Below are 14984 nucleotides of genomic sequence, written 5' to 3' on the forward strand. Positions count from 1 at the left end.
TCGCAATCGTCATTTTCCGATCCCGCCTTTATTCGTTTTTTTCTTTATTTGACTTCCATCGTAAACGTGCGGTCGGCCTGTTCGAACTTTTCGGACAAGCCGTGCACTTCGACATTCCATGTCCCGGCGCTGCCGAAGTAAAGTCCGGAAGCGGCGTAGCTCCCGTCTTCGCGGGCTTCCGCTTTCACTTCCGTGTAATCCCCGGGCGCGGTCTGAGGAGAGATGCGCAGGGTAACCTGCTGCCAATCGATCCGCTCCGCGCCTTCCGCGTCCGCGAAACGGACCGTAAAGGTGCTGGTCCCTACCTGAAGCGGACGCACGTCGAGCGAGATGACCGCGTTATCCGCGTCTTCGGCCGGCTGCGTGTCCGTAAAGGCCGCCGGAGCCGCTTCCGCGGGCTGCGGCGTCGGCACGTTCGTCAGCAGGCCGGCCAGAACGAGCACGACGACGCCCGCCGCGAGCTCGGCGGCCAGCGACGCGGTTCCCCGCTTGTCCCCGTTCCGCCGGGCCCGGCGGAAGTGCAGAAAGCCGAGTGCGGCCATGACGAGCAGCAGCGCCGCTTTGGCCACGAGCAGCAGGCCGTAGCGGCTCGTGAACAGGTCCGACCAGGCCGGCACATGCGCCGCGCCCATGACGACGCCGCTCAGCACCAGCGCGATCACCGAAGCGAACGCCCACGGCGCAAAGCGCCGAAACGCCGTTTTCCAGAACGGCGAGCCTTCCCCGTCGGCGCTTGACCCGGCGGGAATCGCCAGCAGCAGCATCAGCAGGCCGCCGACCCAGACCGAAGCGCCGAGCAGATGCAGCGTGTCGGCCGTCACCTGCCAGAAGACATGCTCCGTTCCCGCCGCGTGTCCCGTGAGCGCCTTCGTCACGAGCAGCAGCACGAAGCCGATGATCGCGATCGTCCAGTGGCCGCCCCGTTTGCCCCATCCCATCAAGTCGTTGACGACCACCGCGCCGGCGATCATCATCAGCAGCAGCAGCTGCAGCAGGAACATTCGGCCCGAAGACGTGCCTTCCAGCGTCTGGCTCAGAATTTCGCGGCCGAACGCCTCGCTCCACGGCACGTCCGCGAACAGCTTCGCTTGAAGCGGCAGCCCGATCAGAACGACCAGCAGCAGGCCGGCCAGCGAGATCCAGAACCAGACGCGCCCCGGACGGGCCGCTTTCTTGACGCCCCGCAGCTCCGGCGGCAGCAGGAAGCCGAGAAACAGCATGCTGCCCGCCGTCAGCGACAGCAGCGTATAAAGCGCGGCCCGCTGGGCGACCGTATCGGCGCCCGGCGTATAATCCGCCGCGCCGCCGGCCACGCCGGCATCGGTCAGCACGCCGTCCGAACCGACGCCGAAGCGGATCGTGCCCCGGATCGGGTGACCGTCCGCGGACACGACGCGCCAGTTCATCGTGTAGATGCCGTCCGGGAATTCTCCTCCGATCTCGGCCTGCACGATATGAGTATCGTCCGGAGACAGAGCCGCCTGCCCGACAGGCATGTCTTTTCCCGCCGTATCGGTAACCGAGATCGACATGAACTCGCCTTGAATCGTCTCGTTGAACGTCAATTCGATCTGCTCGGGCATCTGCGCGACCGACGTTTGGTCGGCCGGCGTCGACGACAGAAGCGTCGCGTGCGCCGAGGCGAGGCCCGGCAGAACGAGCGCCGCGATCAGCAGCGCCGCCAGCAGCGGCATCAAGCCGAGCCTTTTCCATCCGTGCCTTGCTTTCATCCTATTCTTCCTTTCCGTAAAAACGCCGAACCGGGAAAGCATTTGCACGAAAGCTTTTCCCGGCCGGCGCGGATTCCGTGTGAATTTCCGGCGACATCGCCGGATTGCGGCCGTGAACCGGGCGCGCGGGGCAGAGCTTGCCGCACGGACCTTGTACGCTCAGCGCTCTCCGCCGAACCCGTCGCGTCCGACCCAGCCTTTTTCCATCGCGTACCGGGTCAGCTGCACCCGGTTCTGCAGCTGAAGCTTTTGCAAAATGTTTTTCAGATGATTCTTCACTGTGTGCTCCGAAATCCCCAGCACCTCGGCGGCTTCCCGGTTGGTAAGCCCCGATGCCACCTGACGCAAAATTTCGCGCTCCCTCGCCGTCAGCGCGTCGCTTTCCGGCTCCGCGGCGGGAGCGGAAAATTCTTTCAGGATCTGAAACGCCAGCTCCCGCGTAAGCGGCGCTTCCTCGCTGACGATCGCCTTCAAATATTCGATCCAGGTGGAAGGAGCCAGATTTTTAAGCAGATACCCCTGGGCTCCCTGCTTCAACGCTTCCAGCAGATACGCAATATCGTCGGATACGGTGATGATGACGATCTTGACGTACGGATAGGCCATTTTGATGCGTCCCGTCGCTTCCAGTCCGCCCATGCCGCTCATGCGGATGTCCATCAGGATCAGGTCCGGCATCCACTGTTCGGTAAACGAGATCGCCTCGGCGCCGTCCGATACGACGCCGACTACTTCGAACAGCGGATCGAGCGACAGGATATCGCGGATCGCTTCCTGCGCATGCTTGTGGTCGTCCACGACCAATACCCGGCAGCGGTTCATCGCGGTTCCTCCCCTTTGCCGAGACGGACCGAAGTTCGGCCCGGCTTCGAATTCAATTCGAAGCGCCAGCCCATCTCCTGCGCCCGGTCGGCCATGATTTTAAGCCCGTAGCGGCCGGGGGCCGCCAGCGGATCGCCGTCGAATCCCCGGCCGTCGTCCGCGACTTCGACCGTCCAGCCGGAGGCGGAGCCCCGGCCGGTCACCTGCGCGTGCGCCGCGTGCGCATGCTTGCGAACGTTGATGACCGCTTCGCGGATGCAGGCGAGCAGCTCCGCTTTCTCGCGGCTCGCCAGCGACTCGTCCGGCAGGCTCCAATCGACCGCCACGTCGATCATCGCCTCTTCCGCCAGCCGCCCGACGCGCGCGGCCATCGATTCTTCCGCGGGTTGATCGGCCTCGGAGGAACCCGCAGAAACGGCTTCTACCGCCGTTTCCGGGCCGCGGCGGGGCGCGGAAGATCCCGCCCCGCTTCCCGTCCCCGCCCCGCTTCCCGGCGCCGTCCGCGCCTTCGGCTCCCTCAAGTTCGCCAGCGCCTGGCGAACGTAACGGTCCACCTCGCGGACCGTGCGGCGCACGGCGCCCAGCTCGCCGCCGAGTCCCGAATCGCCCGCCCTTCTCTCCATCCGGTCCAGCTTGACCGATAACAGAAACAGCGACTGCGCAATGCCGTCGTGCAGTTCCCTCGCCAATTCTTCGCGCGCTTCGAGATTCGCTTTGACCGAACGGGCCTGCTCCAGTTCGCGCTGCATGCGTTCGAGCATGGCGAACAGTCGGCGCAGCAGCGTTACGCTGACGAGGAAGACGAGCACCGGCGTCAGCATATTGCCCGCGTCCATCGACAATACCGGCATCAGAAATTGATGACGGATGTATTCCCATAAGCCGACGACTACCGTCGGCAGAAACAAAATCAGCCACTTCACCTGCTTGTAACTCATGCGCTCTCCGCCTTTCTCTTCCGCGGCATCGGCGGTCCATTAAATTTTAACCAAAAAAGCGCTCCGGCAAATGGCCCGTTCGGGCTACGTTTGACGCTTTTCCGACTTTTTCAAGCTTCCGACGGTCCGAAATGTTCACTTATTGCTCACAATCGGTTACACTGAGCTTCGGTATGCTGTAAAATTCTTTCTATCAACCTTTAAGGATATCCGTCCTTGAATCCCTCATCGAAAGCGGAGGTCGCAGCAATTGGAATTGTATTGGTTTGACCACTCTCCGTGGTTTTTGCTTGTATTGAACTTACTCCTCGCGCTGACCGTCGTGTTTTTGGAGAGACGCGACATCGGAGTCACCTGGGCTTGGCTGATGGTCCTGTTTTTCCTCCCGATCGTCGGCTTCGTGCTTTACCTGTTTTTCGGCCAAAACCTCAGCAGGGTCAAGCGCTACCAGCTCAGGGAACAGGAGAAAATTTTGCTGCCCGGCGTCTCCGTTCAGCGTCAGCTTCTGCTCGACGACAAACTCCCGTTCAACGATCCGCGCACGGCACGCTACCGCGAGCTGCTGCATATGAACATGGTCGGCGATTTTTCGCTGTACACGCAGGATAACGAAGTCACCGTCTACTCGGACGGCAAGGAGAAATTCGAGGCGCTGCTGGCAGACATCGAGCGCGCGAAGAGATATATCCATGTCCAATACTACATCTGGCAGAACGACAAACTGGGACGGCGAATGATCGACGCGCTCACCGAAAAAGCGAAGCAGGGCGTCGAAGTCCGCGTTTTGTACGATGCCTGGGGCAGCAAAAAGGTCGGACGCCGCTTTCTCCGTCAATTTCGCGAAGCGGGCGGCCTGGCGGCTCCCTTCTTCCCTTCGCGCATTCCGTTCATCAACTTCAAAATGAACTACCGCAACCACCGAAAGCTCGTCATCATCGACGGCGCATGCGGCTACATCGGCGGTTTCAACGTCGGAGACGAGTATCTCGGCGAAGTCAAAAAATTCGGTTACTGGCGCGACACGCATCTGCGCATCGAAGGAACGGCCCTGATTCAGATGCATGCCATTTTTCTGCATGACTGGAGTCTGTCCGTTCGCCAGAAGCTGCCGGAAAACCTGTTCCTTACGGTCGACCGTCCGTTCTCGGGCGGGGTCGGCGCCCAGATCATCTCCAGCGGTCCGGACCAGAGCCGGGAAACGATCAAGCTCGCCTATATCAAAATGATGGACGAGGCGCGCGAGACGATCATGATTCAGACCCCGTACTTCATTCCCGACGAGAGCATGATGACCGCGCTGAAGATGGCCATTCTGTCGGGCGTCGAAGTCCATCTGATGATCCCGAAAGTGCCCGATCACAAAATGGTCTATTGGGCGTCTTACTCTTACCTCGGCGAACTGCTGGATCTGGGCGTCAACTGCTATTTGTACAAAAAAGGCTTCCTTCACGCCAAAACGATGGTCGTCGACGGACGCTTGGCCTCGGTCGGCACGGCCAATATGGATATCCGCAGCTACAAGCTGAATTTCGAAGTCAACGCGATCGTTTACGATTCCGAGAAGGCGGGCGAGCTGGAAGCTTTGTTCCGCAAAGACATGGAGGACAGCGAAGTGCTGACTCTCGAAATGTACAAACGTCGTCCGCTGCTGCGCAAGATTCTCGAGTCGTTCACCCGGCTGTTGTCCCCGATCTTGTAAGAACCGCCGTGCGCGTTTCGGCAAAAAAATCCGCTCCGACTCCGCCTGCGCGGCGGTTGGAGCGGATTTTTTGTTAGGTCATGCGCCGCCGCCCGGCTGGGTCGGGCGCTCGATGCTGAACAGTCGGCCGAGCTCGGCGTATTCGCTGCCCGCGAGGCGCGCGACCGGGCGAAGCTTTTCCGTCCGCACGTAACCGCGCTCTTCGTCGAAGATCGATTCGTCGAGACGGAAGCGCAAAATGCGGGCGATCAGCAGATCGTGGGAGATCCGTCCGTCGTCGGCCTTGATGGGCACATGCGACTCCAGCCGGCATTCCAGCCGCACTTTGGCTTCGGCGATGCCCGGCACGCCCACCGCTTCGCTGCCGGCCAGCGTCAGCCGCGTCAAATCGATTTCGCTTTCGCCGTGAGGCAGGGGCGCCGCGGTTCTGTTCATTTCCTCGACCAGCGTTTCGTCGCAAATATGTATGACCAGCTCGCCGAGTTCCGTCACGTTGCGGGCGGTATCCTTCATGGTGCCGTCCGGACGACGAACGACGGAGACGGCCACAAGCGGCGGATCCGAGCTGATCATGTTAAAGTAGCTGAAGGGCGCCGCATTGACGGTTCCGTGCTCTTGCGACAGCGAAGTCACCCAAGCGACGGGGCGGGGCACGATCGTTCCGGTCATCAATTTATAGACAAGCTTGCCGTCCAGGTTCCGAGGATCGAGATTATGCACGGGACAGCTCCTTTCCGAATCGGATCAAATAAGGACGCCGCGCGCCTTTGTCTCTTCGCTGCCGCGGCGTCTTTAATTCTTCCATTGTATACGCGCATGGCCGGTCTTTCAATCGATCCATGACGAATTGATGAAGTTCAATATCGGCTCAGGATCGTCGAGTCCGTGAGGATGATGGCCGCAATCGGGTTTGACGATGCTGTCGATCCGGCCTCCGGCTTCGAGATAGCGCTGCCGCAGCCGGCTGCCGTTTTCTTCAAACGGCACGGCATCGTCCGCCGCTCCGGCTATCAGCAGAATCGGAATGCCGGCTTTTGCCGGAATCTCCAGCCGTTCGAGCAGTCCTTCCGTCACCCGCTCCGATTCCTGGCGCTCCCGTTCGCCGAACGCGAACGTGCGGGTGCCCGTACCCGCTTCGGGGCCGCCGACCCGAGTCCCGTAAACGTCCAGGCAGTCCATCCATTCCTCCGGCGAGCCGTGTCCTCTGCCGAACCCTCCAGGCCAGCTCGCAATATCCACGACGGGCGCGTCCAGATAAAGCGCGCGCACATGCTCTGGATACATCCCCGCATATCGGACGGCGTACAAGCCGCCTCGGCTGAAGCCCAGCAGCACCGGTTTGGGGTCAAGCCCGAACCGTTCTGCCGTATCGGCGCGAAAACGCTCCATCGATTCGGCCGCGAACGACGATCCGTACAGATCGCTCAGCTTCATATAAGCGACATGCCACCCTCGGCGAACCAATTCCAGATCCGCATTCGCGAAAGCGCCGAAAAATTCGGTTCTCCAAATCCAGGGACGTCCCGCTGCCGCCCGCTCCGGCTCGACGACCAGACAGGATCTGCCCTGCAGGACATAATCCCTGCGGACGAAGCCGTTCCAATCCGATCTCCGTTCGTCGAACGTTCCTCCTTCGCGACGGGCCGCCTCGCGGATAGCCGGCAGCCGCTCTTCGGCCTGCGCCAGCGCCTCCTCGAGAGGAAGCGCCTCAAGCTTGAACGGGTTCGTGTGGCCGACATGTTCCCTCCAGGCGGCTTTGAGCAGTTCGCGCCGTTCCGTGACCCGCCGAAGAAATTCCCCGTTCGCATGCAGCCACTCCGGCATCTTTTCCCATTCCAGACGAAACACTTTCCGCAGGATCGTGTGCGCGATCACGGCATGGCCGGCCGCTTCCGGATGCACGCCGTCCCCGCAGCGAAAGCCCGGATTCCGCTTTCTTTCGCCTTCGATAAAATCCAGGAGCGGCCGACGGATATCGACCGTCTTGATTCCGCGCCCGCGTCCGTACAGCAGCAGCCATTCCGCATAATGCCTCAATACCTCGTCGTAGCGCTCATACGGCTCCTCGAACGAATAATCCGGCGCGCCGTCCGGCTGCAGGCGGCCGTTTGCCGAAACGGCGTCGAACGGCGGAGGCGTCAGCAGGATCGGCAGCGCGCCCGCCGCTTCGATCGCGCCGACCGCCCGGTCGATGCCGCTTCGATACGCTTCAAAGTGCTCGGCCGAGAGCGGCCGATAAACGCCGTCGTTCATCCCGTAACAGAGGAACGCCCAATCGGGCCGGCTTTCCGACAATGCGCGGTCCAGCCGCTCGTGCAGGCAGGGCCGCGGAAACGGATGGGATTTCTCCTGCGTCCCCGCGGCCGTCTCGCTGCTGACGCCGAGTCCGATCCATTCGATTTCGCATTCCGGCAAATATTTCAAAAAAAACGCCTCCAGATCGCGGATATACGTTCCGTTTTCCGTAATGCTGTCTCCCAGAAACAAGATTCGTTTTCGCTCGGGTATCGCTTCGATTTCTCGCCAACCGTTCATTTTCATTCCCCTTTTACCGAATGTGCAGCGGCGGCTTGTCCGCTTCTCTCCCTTTCAGAATACGCCTTTTGACGCCGGGATTGAACCGTTTTCGAAAAAAACGTCCCCGTGCCTCTCTAGGCACGGGGACGAACGATTTCCTATATGGCTTCCTTTACAGCTCGATCTCCGCCGCGCGGGCGTTCGATTCGACCTGCTCTACCGTTTTGCAGCCCGGAATGACGCAGCTGACCGCCGGATTTTTCAAGCACCAGGCCAGCGCCCATTCCGCCATGCCCATGCCTTCCGGAACTTCGCTGCGGCGGATCTCCTCGACCAGCTTCAGCTTCTCGTCGACTTCCCCTCGTTCGCGGCCTTTGCGCACGTTGTCTTCAAACACGGCGCCAGGCTTGTATTTGCCGCTCAAAAATCCGCTTGCGAGCGGAACCCGCGCCAAAACACCCAGATCTTGACGTTCGCAGGACGGAAAGACGCGCTCCTCCGGCACCCGGTCGATACGGTTATACACGACTTGAATCGCTTTGGCATTCACTTCGGCCGCTTTATCCGTTTGATACGCATTGTCGTTGCTGCCGATGGAGATGCCCAAATTTCGAATTTTCCCCGCCTGCACCTGCTTGTCCAGCATCGTCCACAGTTCGTCGTTGTCGAAAGCTTCGTCCGAACCCGAATGAAATTGATACAAATCGATATAATCGGTTTTCAGCGCGCGGAGCGACTCTTCGAGCTGCGTGCGAATCTGATCGACGCTCCAGGCGTTCTCCCAATGATCGTGCCAGTGATGGCCGAACTTCGTGGCCAGCACCCAGTCTTCTCGACGATCGCGGGAAAGGAAGTCGCCGATAAAGCTTTCCGACATATGATGCGGTCCGTAGCATTCCGCCGTGTCGATCAGGTTGATGCCGAGCTCTTTGGCCCGATTCAGAATTTCGTCGGCGTCTTTTTGCGTATAATCTTTGCCCCAATCGCCGCCGAACTGCCAGGTACCGACGCCTACGACGGAAACGTCCAATTCGGTCTTGCCCAATCTTCTGTACTTCATTCCGCTCACTCCTTCGTGATGCGGGCGGGACTCTATGCCCCCCACCCGACCGGTCTTGATCAAGCTGCCCGGATAGCGCTTCCATGATAGGCCATTGCGGCGACTTTTGCAATCCCCGCTGTCCGCAAGACCGCGAAAGGCCCCCTGCTCTGCGGGAGCAGGAGGCCTTTCGCGGTCTTGCCTTACGTTCCATGTATCGACACAGCCGGCCGACAGGTCTAAACTTTGGCTCTGGAGAGCAGATACAGGAAGTACGGCGCTCCGATCACGGCGACCACGACTCCTGTCGGGATGTCGGTCGGCTGCAAAATCCAGCGTCCGAGCGTATCGGCGACCAGCACGAGCAGCGCGCCGGCCAGCGCGGAAACCGGCAGCAGAATCTGATGTTTGGGACCGACGAGCCGGCGGCCCAGATGCGGACCGATCAAGCCGACGAAGCCGATCCCGCCGCTGACCGCGACGCAGGCTCCGGCCAGTCCTACCGCCGCGGCCAGCAGCAGCCGCCGCTCCCGCTCGATGGCCGTCCCGAGTCCCGTCGCCGTCTGGTCGCCCATATTCAGCACGTTCATAACTTTGGCTTTATAGAAAATGAACGGCAGGAACACGATCAGCCACGGCAGCAGCGCCACGACGAACTTCCAACTGGTCCCCCAAATCCGGCCGGCCAGCCACGAGGCGACGAACTGATACTCTTCCGGGTTCAGACGAAGCGTCAGCACGATCATGGCCGCGCTGATTCCTGCCGCCACTCCGATGCCGACAAGCAGCATGCGGGTCGGTACCAATCCCTCTCCTCTTTTGTACGACAGCACATAAATCAGCACCGCCGTCAATCCCGAGCCGATGAGAGCCAGCAGCGGAAGCAGGAATACCGAGCCGCTGACCGTAGAGGAATAAAACGAAACGTACAGCATGACCATAAGCCCCGCGCCGGCGTTGACGCCCAGAATGCCCGGATCGGCCAGCGGATTGCGCGACAGTCCCTGCATGACGCAGCCCGATACCGCAAGACCCGCGCCGATAAGGATCGAAATGACGATGCGCGGCAGCCGGAACTCGAACAGAATCAAATGCTGCTGCGCCGTTCCTCCGCCGAACAGCGTCCGAACGACCTCCAGCGGTCCGAGACGGATAAAGCCGATGTTCATGCTGACGATAAACGCGGCAACGATAAGCGCCGCGAAAATGCCGATAACCAGGAGCCCGCGGCTGCGCTTGCGGCGCTCCGCCTGGTGGATCATCGATTCCATTATAGGCTCCTCCTTTCTTTGACCGCCAGATAGAGGAAGAACGGCACCCCGATCAGGGCGACGAGCGCTCCGATCGGCGTCTCCTGCGGCGGGTTGATCATGCGCGCGGCCAAATCCGCGAGCACGATCAACAGGCTGCCGAGCACGGCCGAGCAGGGAATGATCCAGCGGTAATCGACGCCGACCAGTTTTCGCGTCAAATGCGGAATGATCAAGCCGACAAATCCGACCGATCCGACGACCGACACGGCCGCTCCCGCCAGCACGAGCACGATCAGCACGCCGAACAGGCGAATCAGCCCTGTTCGCTGGCCGAGCCCCGTCGCGATCTCGTCACCCAGGCTGAGCAGCGTGATCGAGCGCGACAGCGCAAAAGAAGCAAGCAGCGCGATCAGGACCGCCGGCAGAATGATTTCGATCTGCAGCCATTGGGTACCCGCTACGCCGCCGGCATACCAAAAAGCAAGATCCTGACCGATTTTGAAGTAAAGCGCGACTCCTTCGCTGAGCGCGGTAAAGAGCGCGCTGACCGCGGCGCCCGCCAGCACGAGACGAATCGGCGTCAATCCGCCTTTCGAACGCGAACCGATTCCGTATACGATGCCGACGCCGGCTCCGGCGCCGAGGAACGAATACAGCATCAGGCCGAGGAAAGACATCCCCGGAAAAAAAGCGAAGCAGAGCGCCAGCGCAAAGCTGGCTCCGGCATTGAGCCCGAGCAGCCCCGTATCCGCGAGCGGATTGCGGGTCATGCCCTGCATGATCGCGCCCGCCACCGCGAAAGCCGCGCCTACAATCGCCGCCCCGATCACGCGGGGCATCCGAAGTTCGCGAATGATCTGATGCTCCGTCAAGTCCGGGTTGAAATGGAAAATCGCGGTCCACACGTCCGGCAGCGCGATATCCTTCGCCCCGATGGCAATGGCGGCCGCCATGCCGAACACAAGCGCGATAAGGCCTCCTACCAGAATAAGCGAAGCCGCCCACGGCCGCGAACGGACTTTCACCTGGCGCACGGCTTGGTTCGGATCTTTAGGCAAAGCGGACGATTTCATCTCGTTTCGTCCCCCTCGCGTCAATTTGCAGTTGTTTCACGACATCACCCTTTTCCGAATGAACATCAGACTTCGCGCGTCTTCTGTCTTCTCTGATTCGAACCTGCGTACGGACAGCAGACGGCATGAACATTCTCTTTCTCATCTTCAGCCGAACTTATGTATGCAATCGGCCCGACTCCGCTTACGCTTCCGCACGCCTTCGGACCGTTCTTACCGCTTTAATTGAGATTCATTATCATTTCAAGTATAACAGGCCTATTTTCGTTCGTCTACGAAAAAGAAGCGGGATCTCTTTCCGCGCGTTTTTGTTCCTCTTTTGCTCGATGTCCCGAAGCCGCTTTTTCGAAGTTCCTTCATATTAGTTACAATTTATTCATATTGTCTGCAATATGATTGGAGGCTCCGGGCCACGGGTAATGTAAGGTATTGAAAAAGGAATTTGATTCAGCACTGTTAAGGGGGCCTGCATCATGGCGGTTCAAGAAATCAAAAAGGCCGTATCCAAAGAAGAAGTCCTTCGTCTGCACTTGGTCAGCGGCGAATTTTACACCGGTCCCTGTTCTCCCCACGTGAACGATGCCCGTTTTTTTACCATCAATACGTCGGAATGTCCGGTGACTTTGCCTTATTGGGCGGTTAAACGCTTCGAGCGCATCCATTGAATCGTGTCCGGAACGTTGTTTTTTCAAAAGAACACCGGACGCGCCTCTTTCTTGGCGCCCGCCGCCGGCCGAACCCGTGCAAGCAAAAAAATATTTTTCCCAGGCTTCGTCGACGCGCCGAGCGCGGACGGAGCCTTTTTGCGTTTAAGTGAAGGCTCCGGCAGGTTCGGCAGGTGACGAAGCGGCAAATTTTTATGTTATTTTGTAAAAAAGGCGTTAAATCCCCGTGCTTTTGCAGAGTCGAATGGATTATTTTCGAATCGTTCTGCCGATATATATACCGAGGCAGAAGCAATTATGGAACTTCGATCCGTTAAAGCCGAACTTTTACAAGGGGGATTTTTATGCTGAGTAAACTGCTTTATCCATTCACATTCGTGTTATCAAGATTAAAATACGCTCAAAAATTCATATTGATCAGCGTCTTGTTCGCAGCGCCGCTGGCGCTGCTGTTCAGCTTATGGATCGCCGGGACCCAGGAAGAGATTTCTTCTTCCCTCCTGGAAAAAAAGGGCCTGGCTCAGGTGGAAGCTTCCCTTCCCTTTGTCTTGTCGCTGCAGCAGCATCGCGGACAGGCCAACGCTTATTTGAACGGCGGCGGAGCGGACAGCGAAACCAAACTGGCCGAAGCCGCCCTTCAAGCCGATAACGATGCGGCCTTGATCGATAAGGCGCTTCAAAATGCCGAACTGGCCGGCTCCGGCGCCGAATGGAAAGAAATTTTCGGGGAATGGAAGACTCTGCAGCAGCAGACTTCTTCGCTTTCCGCCGAAGACAGCTTTTCGCGCCACAGCGAACTGATCGGCCGCATGCTCGACTTTGTGATCAAAAGCGCCGACGAATCGGGTCTGTCGCTCGATACGGAGATCGATTCTTTCTACCTTATGGACATGGTCGTCAAGCGTCTGCCTTCCTTGATCGAAGAAACGGCCCAGATTCGGGGTACAGGTAACGGCATGCTGACGAAACGTCAGGCCAAGCCGGAGGCTCTGACGGACGTCGCGGTCAAGAAAGCCCAAGCGGAAAACAATCTGAAAGAATTGAACAAGGCACTTGCGCGGCTCGGCGAACTGAATCCGGAAGCCGGAGCGAAGATCGAAGCGTCGGGCAACCAATCGGCGGACTCGATCGAAACCTTCCTGACGCTTGTGCAGCAGCGCCTGTTCGACGATAAAAGTCTGTCGTCGGAACCGGCGGAATTTTTTGCGGCCGGCACCTCGACGATCGAAGTCTCGTATTCGTTCTTCGGCGAAGCTTCGTCGACGCTCGCGCTCCTGCTGGATCAGCGGATCGACCGCCTCGAAACGCAGCGCAACCTGATCGTCTCGACAATCGCGGTCGCACTCCTGCTTGTCCTGCTCTTCTACGCGGCCTTCTACCGAAGCGTCCACTCCGCCGTCAGCCTGCTGAGCGAGCGCTCCGCGGCAATGGCCGAAGGCGATTTGTCGCGTACGATCGCGCTGGAGACGCGGGACGAACTGGGGCAGGTGGGCGATTCGTTCAACCGCATGATCGCGGCGCTGAACAAGACGCTGCTCGGCGCGCAGGGAGCTTCGGAACGTTCGGCAGAGTCCTCTCAGCAGCTCAGCTCGGTGTCTACCGAATCCTCGCTCGCCATGCGGCAGGTCGCCGAAGCCGTTCAGTCCGTAGCCGAAGGGTCGGAGATGCAGCGGCGCATGACCGAAGATACGGCGCTGGCGATGAACGAGATGGCTATCGGCATTTCCCGGATCGCCGAATCTTCGGCTTCGGTCGCCGAATCGGCCGCCGAGACGGCGCAGCGCGCCGATGCCGGCGACCGGGAATTGTCGGCGGCGGTCGAGCAGATGCGCAGCATCCGCGAATCGGTCAGCCTCTCGACCGGCAGCGTATCCCGGCTCGACGAGCATTCCCGGCAGATCGACGACATTGTCGCTTCGATCAAGGCCATCGCCCGGCAGACGCAGCTGCTGTCGCTCAACGCCAACATCGAAGCGGCGCGAGCCGGCGAACACGGCCGCGGCTTCGCCGTCGTCGCTTCCGAGGTCGGCAAGCTGGCCGAGCAGACGCAATCTTCCGTCGAAACGATCTCGCTGCGCATCGGCGATATACGCGGGCTGATCGGCGAAACGGTCGAATTGATGCAGCGGACCGATTCGGAAACGACTTACGGCATGACCTTCATCGATCGGGCCAGCAGCGCAATCGGCGAAATCGGACAGAGCGCAAGAAGCGTCAACGATCAGATCCAGGAAATTTCGGCGGCTTCCGAGGAAATTTCCGCAGGCGTGGAAGAAGTGACGGCTTCGGTATCGGAGGTTGCCCGCGTCGCCCAGCACTCTTCCGAAGAATCGCAAAATATGGCCGCCGCCGCTCAGCAGCAGCTGGCCGCTCTCGAAGAGATCGGCAGCGCGGCAGGCGCACTCAGCGACATGGCCGGCGGGCTGCAGAGCGACCTCAAATTTTTCAAGCTGTCGTCCGGACAATGAGAAACCGATAATCGAACCCCCCGACGCCTCCGGCATCGGGGATTTCGGCTTGTCCGCCCGCATGGCTCCCTTTCCGGCCGCTCGGTATTTTGTCCGGCCTGTGCGCTTGTCTTCCCGATTCGGTTAATTTGTTATATCGGCCTCTACACTAACCAAGAAAGAAGGAACACCTCATGAATTCCGACTTGCACCGATCCGAATTCGAACTGGCCGCTTCAGCGGAATGGAGCGATACGCGCTGGGCGCGCATCCGTCCCGTTTACGAAGCCTCCTTTCCCGAACATATCCGCAAGCCCGAGCGGATCGTTCGCAGCATGCTCGGGCGCATGGATGCGTTTTTGCATGAAGGGACTCTGAACGGTCAAGTCTGCTCGATGGCGCTAACCGGACTCAGTTCCGATCGCCGGCTGCTTATCGTGGATTATCTCGCCGTTTCGCCGTCTTTTCGGGAACGGGGAATCGGCAGGCGAACCGTGCTCGAACTGGCCGCTTGGGCCCGCGAGACGCACGGCGTTCAAGGTCTGCTGATCGAAGCGGAAGACGACGACAGCCCCGAGGGGAAGAACCGGGTAAAATTCTGGTCGGGCTGCGGCTTCGAATCGACGGATTACGTACATTCCTATATCTGGGTACCCGAGAAGTATCGCGCGATGCTGCTCGATCTCCAAGACAAAGACGCCTCCCGTCAAAATGAGCTGCCGAGAGACGGCAAGAAGTTGTTTGCCTATATCGAAGCTTTCCATAAAGCCAGCTTCGCGAGATAAAAAGGCTTCCGGCGCG

Annotated in this window: 12 protein-coding genes; 4 read left to right on the top strand and 8 right to left on the bottom strand. The window is 59.7% G+C overall.

Features of this window, described 5'->3' with window-relative positions:
- Positions 1 to 44 precede the first annotated feature (44 nt).
- The 3 genes from GYN08_RS20980 to GYN08_RS20990 form a co-directional block, all read right to left on the bottom strand.
- A complete protein-coding gene (locus GYN08_RS20980) occupies positions 45 to 1730 on the bottom strand; it encodes a copper resistance CopC/CopD family protein (RefSeq protein WP_166278780.1) in 1686 nt (561 codons plus the stop codon).
- Between the two features lie 159 nt (positions 1731 to 1889).
- The gene (locus GYN08_RS20985; protein ID WP_166278784.1) at positions 1890 to 2552 is read right to left on the bottom strand and encodes a response regulator; all 663 of its coding nucleotides are present in this window, start codon (positions 2550 to 2552) and stop codon (positions 1890 to 1892) included.
- Entirely contained in the window at positions 2549 to 3490 is a 942-nt protein-coding gene (locus GYN08_RS20990) for a sensor histidine kinase (protein WP_166278787.1), read from the bottom strand. The genes GYN08_RS20985 and GYN08_RS20990 overlap by 4 nt, the downstream gene beginning before the upstream one ends.
- Positions 3491 to 3740: 250 nt before the next feature.
- Here GYN08_RS20990 and cls point away from each other — a divergent pair, with 250 nt between their 5' ends.
- A complete protein-coding gene (gene cls / locus GYN08_RS20995) occupies positions 3741 to 5189 on the top strand; it encodes a cardiolipin synthase (RefSeq protein ID WP_206023861.1) in 1449 nt (482 codons plus the stop codon).
- A gap of 78 nt (positions 5190 to 5267) precedes the next feature.
- Here cls and GYN08_RS21000 read toward each other — a convergent pair whose 3' ends face one another.
- The 5 genes from GYN08_RS21000 to GYN08_RS21020 form a co-directional block, all read right to left on the bottom strand.
- Positions 5268 to 5909 carry a flavin reductase family protein gene (locus tag GYN08_RS21000; RefSeq protein WP_408015081.1) on the bottom strand — a complete coding sequence of 214 codons (642 nt, stop codon included), beginning with the start codon at positions 5907 to 5909 and terminating at the stop codon, positions 5268 to 5270.
- 108 nt (positions 5910 to 6017) lie between these two features.
- Positions 6018 to 7724, bottom strand: a complete 1707-nt coding sequence (locus GYN08_RS21005) for an SGNH/GDSL hydrolase family protein (protein ID WP_166278790.1) — start codon at positions 7722 to 7724, stop codon at positions 6018 to 6020.
- 154 nt (positions 7725 to 7878) lie between these two features.
- Entirely contained in the window at positions 7879 to 8766 is an 888-nt protein-coding gene (locus tag GYN08_RS21010) for an aldo/keto reductase (protein WP_166278793.1), read from the bottom strand.
- Between the two features lie 218 nt (positions 8767 to 8984).
- Positions 8985 to 10016 (bottom strand): FecCD family ABC transporter permease, encoded by a 1032-nt coding sequence (locus GYN08_RS21015; protein WP_166278796.1) that lies wholly within the window; start codon positions 10014 to 10016, stop codon positions 8985 to 8987.
- Positions 10016 to 11071: a FecCD family ABC transporter permease gene (locus GYN08_RS21020; RefSeq protein WP_166278799.1), complete on the bottom strand. Its 1056-nt coding sequence runs from the start codon at positions 11069 to 11071 to the stop codon at positions 10016 to 10018. The genes GYN08_RS21015 and GYN08_RS21020 overlap by 1 nt, the downstream gene beginning before the upstream one ends.
- Positions 11072 to 11544: 473 nt before the next feature.
- On the opposite strand from GYN08_RS21020, the gene GYN08_RS21025 reads away from it, so the two are divergent.
- The 3 genes from GYN08_RS21025 (at position 11545) to GYN08_RS21035 (ending at position 14968) form a co-directional block, all read left to right on the top strand.
- On the top strand, positions 11545 to 11736 hold the full coding sequence (locus GYN08_RS21025; RefSeq protein WP_166278802.1) for a hypothetical protein: 192 nt from the start codon (positions 11545 to 11547) through the stop codon (positions 11734 to 11736).
- 344 nt (positions 11737 to 12080) lie between these two features.
- Positions 12081 to 14204: a methyl-accepting chemotaxis protein gene (locus GYN08_RS21030; RefSeq protein WP_166278805.1), complete on the top strand. Its 2124-nt coding sequence runs from the start codon at positions 12081 to 12083 to the stop codon at positions 14202 to 14204.
- A 173-nt stretch (positions 14205 to 14377) separates the two neighbouring features.
- Positions 14378 to 14968, top strand: a complete 591-nt coding sequence (locus GYN08_RS21035; protein ID WP_166278808.1) for a GNAT family N-acetyltransferase — start codon at positions 14378 to 14380, stop codon at positions 14966 to 14968.
- Positions 14969 to 14984 lie beyond the last annotated feature (16 nt).

The sequence above is a fragment of the Saccharibacillus alkalitolerans genome (genome assembly GCF_011090185.1).
Taxonomy (GTDB): domain Bacteria; phylum Bacillota; class Bacilli; order Paenibacillales; family Paenibacillaceae; genus Saccharibacillus; species Saccharibacillus alkalitolerans.

Excerpts from the sequence above, each read along its gene's own strand:
- GYN08_RS21035 (WP_166278808.1), top strand. The coding sequence starts at position 14,378 with ATGAATTCCGACTTGCACCGATCCGAATTCGAACTGGCCGCTTCAGCG.
- GYN08_RS21030 (WP_166278805.1), top strand. The coding sequence starts at position 12,081 with ATGCTGAGTAAACTGCTTTATCCATTCACATTCGTGTTATCAAGATTA.
- GYN08_RS21015 (WP_166278796.1), bottom strand. The coding sequence starts at position 10,016 with ATGGAATCGATGATCCACCAGGCGGAGCGCCGCAAGCGCAGCCGCGGG.
- GYN08_RS20980 (WP_166278780.1), bottom strand. The coding sequence starts at position 1,730 with ATGAAAGCAAGGCACGGATGGAAAAGGCTCGGCTTGATGCCGCTGCTG.
- GYN08_RS21025 (WP_166278802.1), top strand. The coding sequence starts at position 11,545 with ATGGCGGTTCAAGAAATCAAAAAGGCCGTATCCAAAGAAGAAGTCCTT.
- GYN08_RS21010 (WP_166278793.1), bottom strand. The coding sequence starts at position 8,766 with ATGAAGTACAGAAGATTGGGCAAGACCGAATTGGACGTTTCCGTCGTA.
- GYN08_RS20990 (WP_166278787.1), bottom strand. The coding sequence starts at position 3,490 with ATGAGTTACAAGCAGGTGAAGTGGCTGATTTTGTTTCTGCCGACGGTA.
- GYN08_RS21020 (WP_166278799.1), bottom strand. The coding sequence starts at position 11,071 with ATGAAATCGTCCGCTTTGCCTAAAGATCCGAACCAAGCCGTGCGCCAG.
- GYN08_RS20985 (WP_166278784.1), bottom strand. The coding sequence starts at position 2,552 with ATGAACCGCTGCCGGGTATTGGTCGTGGACGACCACAAGCATGCGCAG.
- GYN08_RS21005 (WP_166278790.1), bottom strand. The coding sequence starts at position 7,724 with ATGAACGGTTGGCGAGAAATCGAAGCGATACCCGAGCGAAAACGAATC.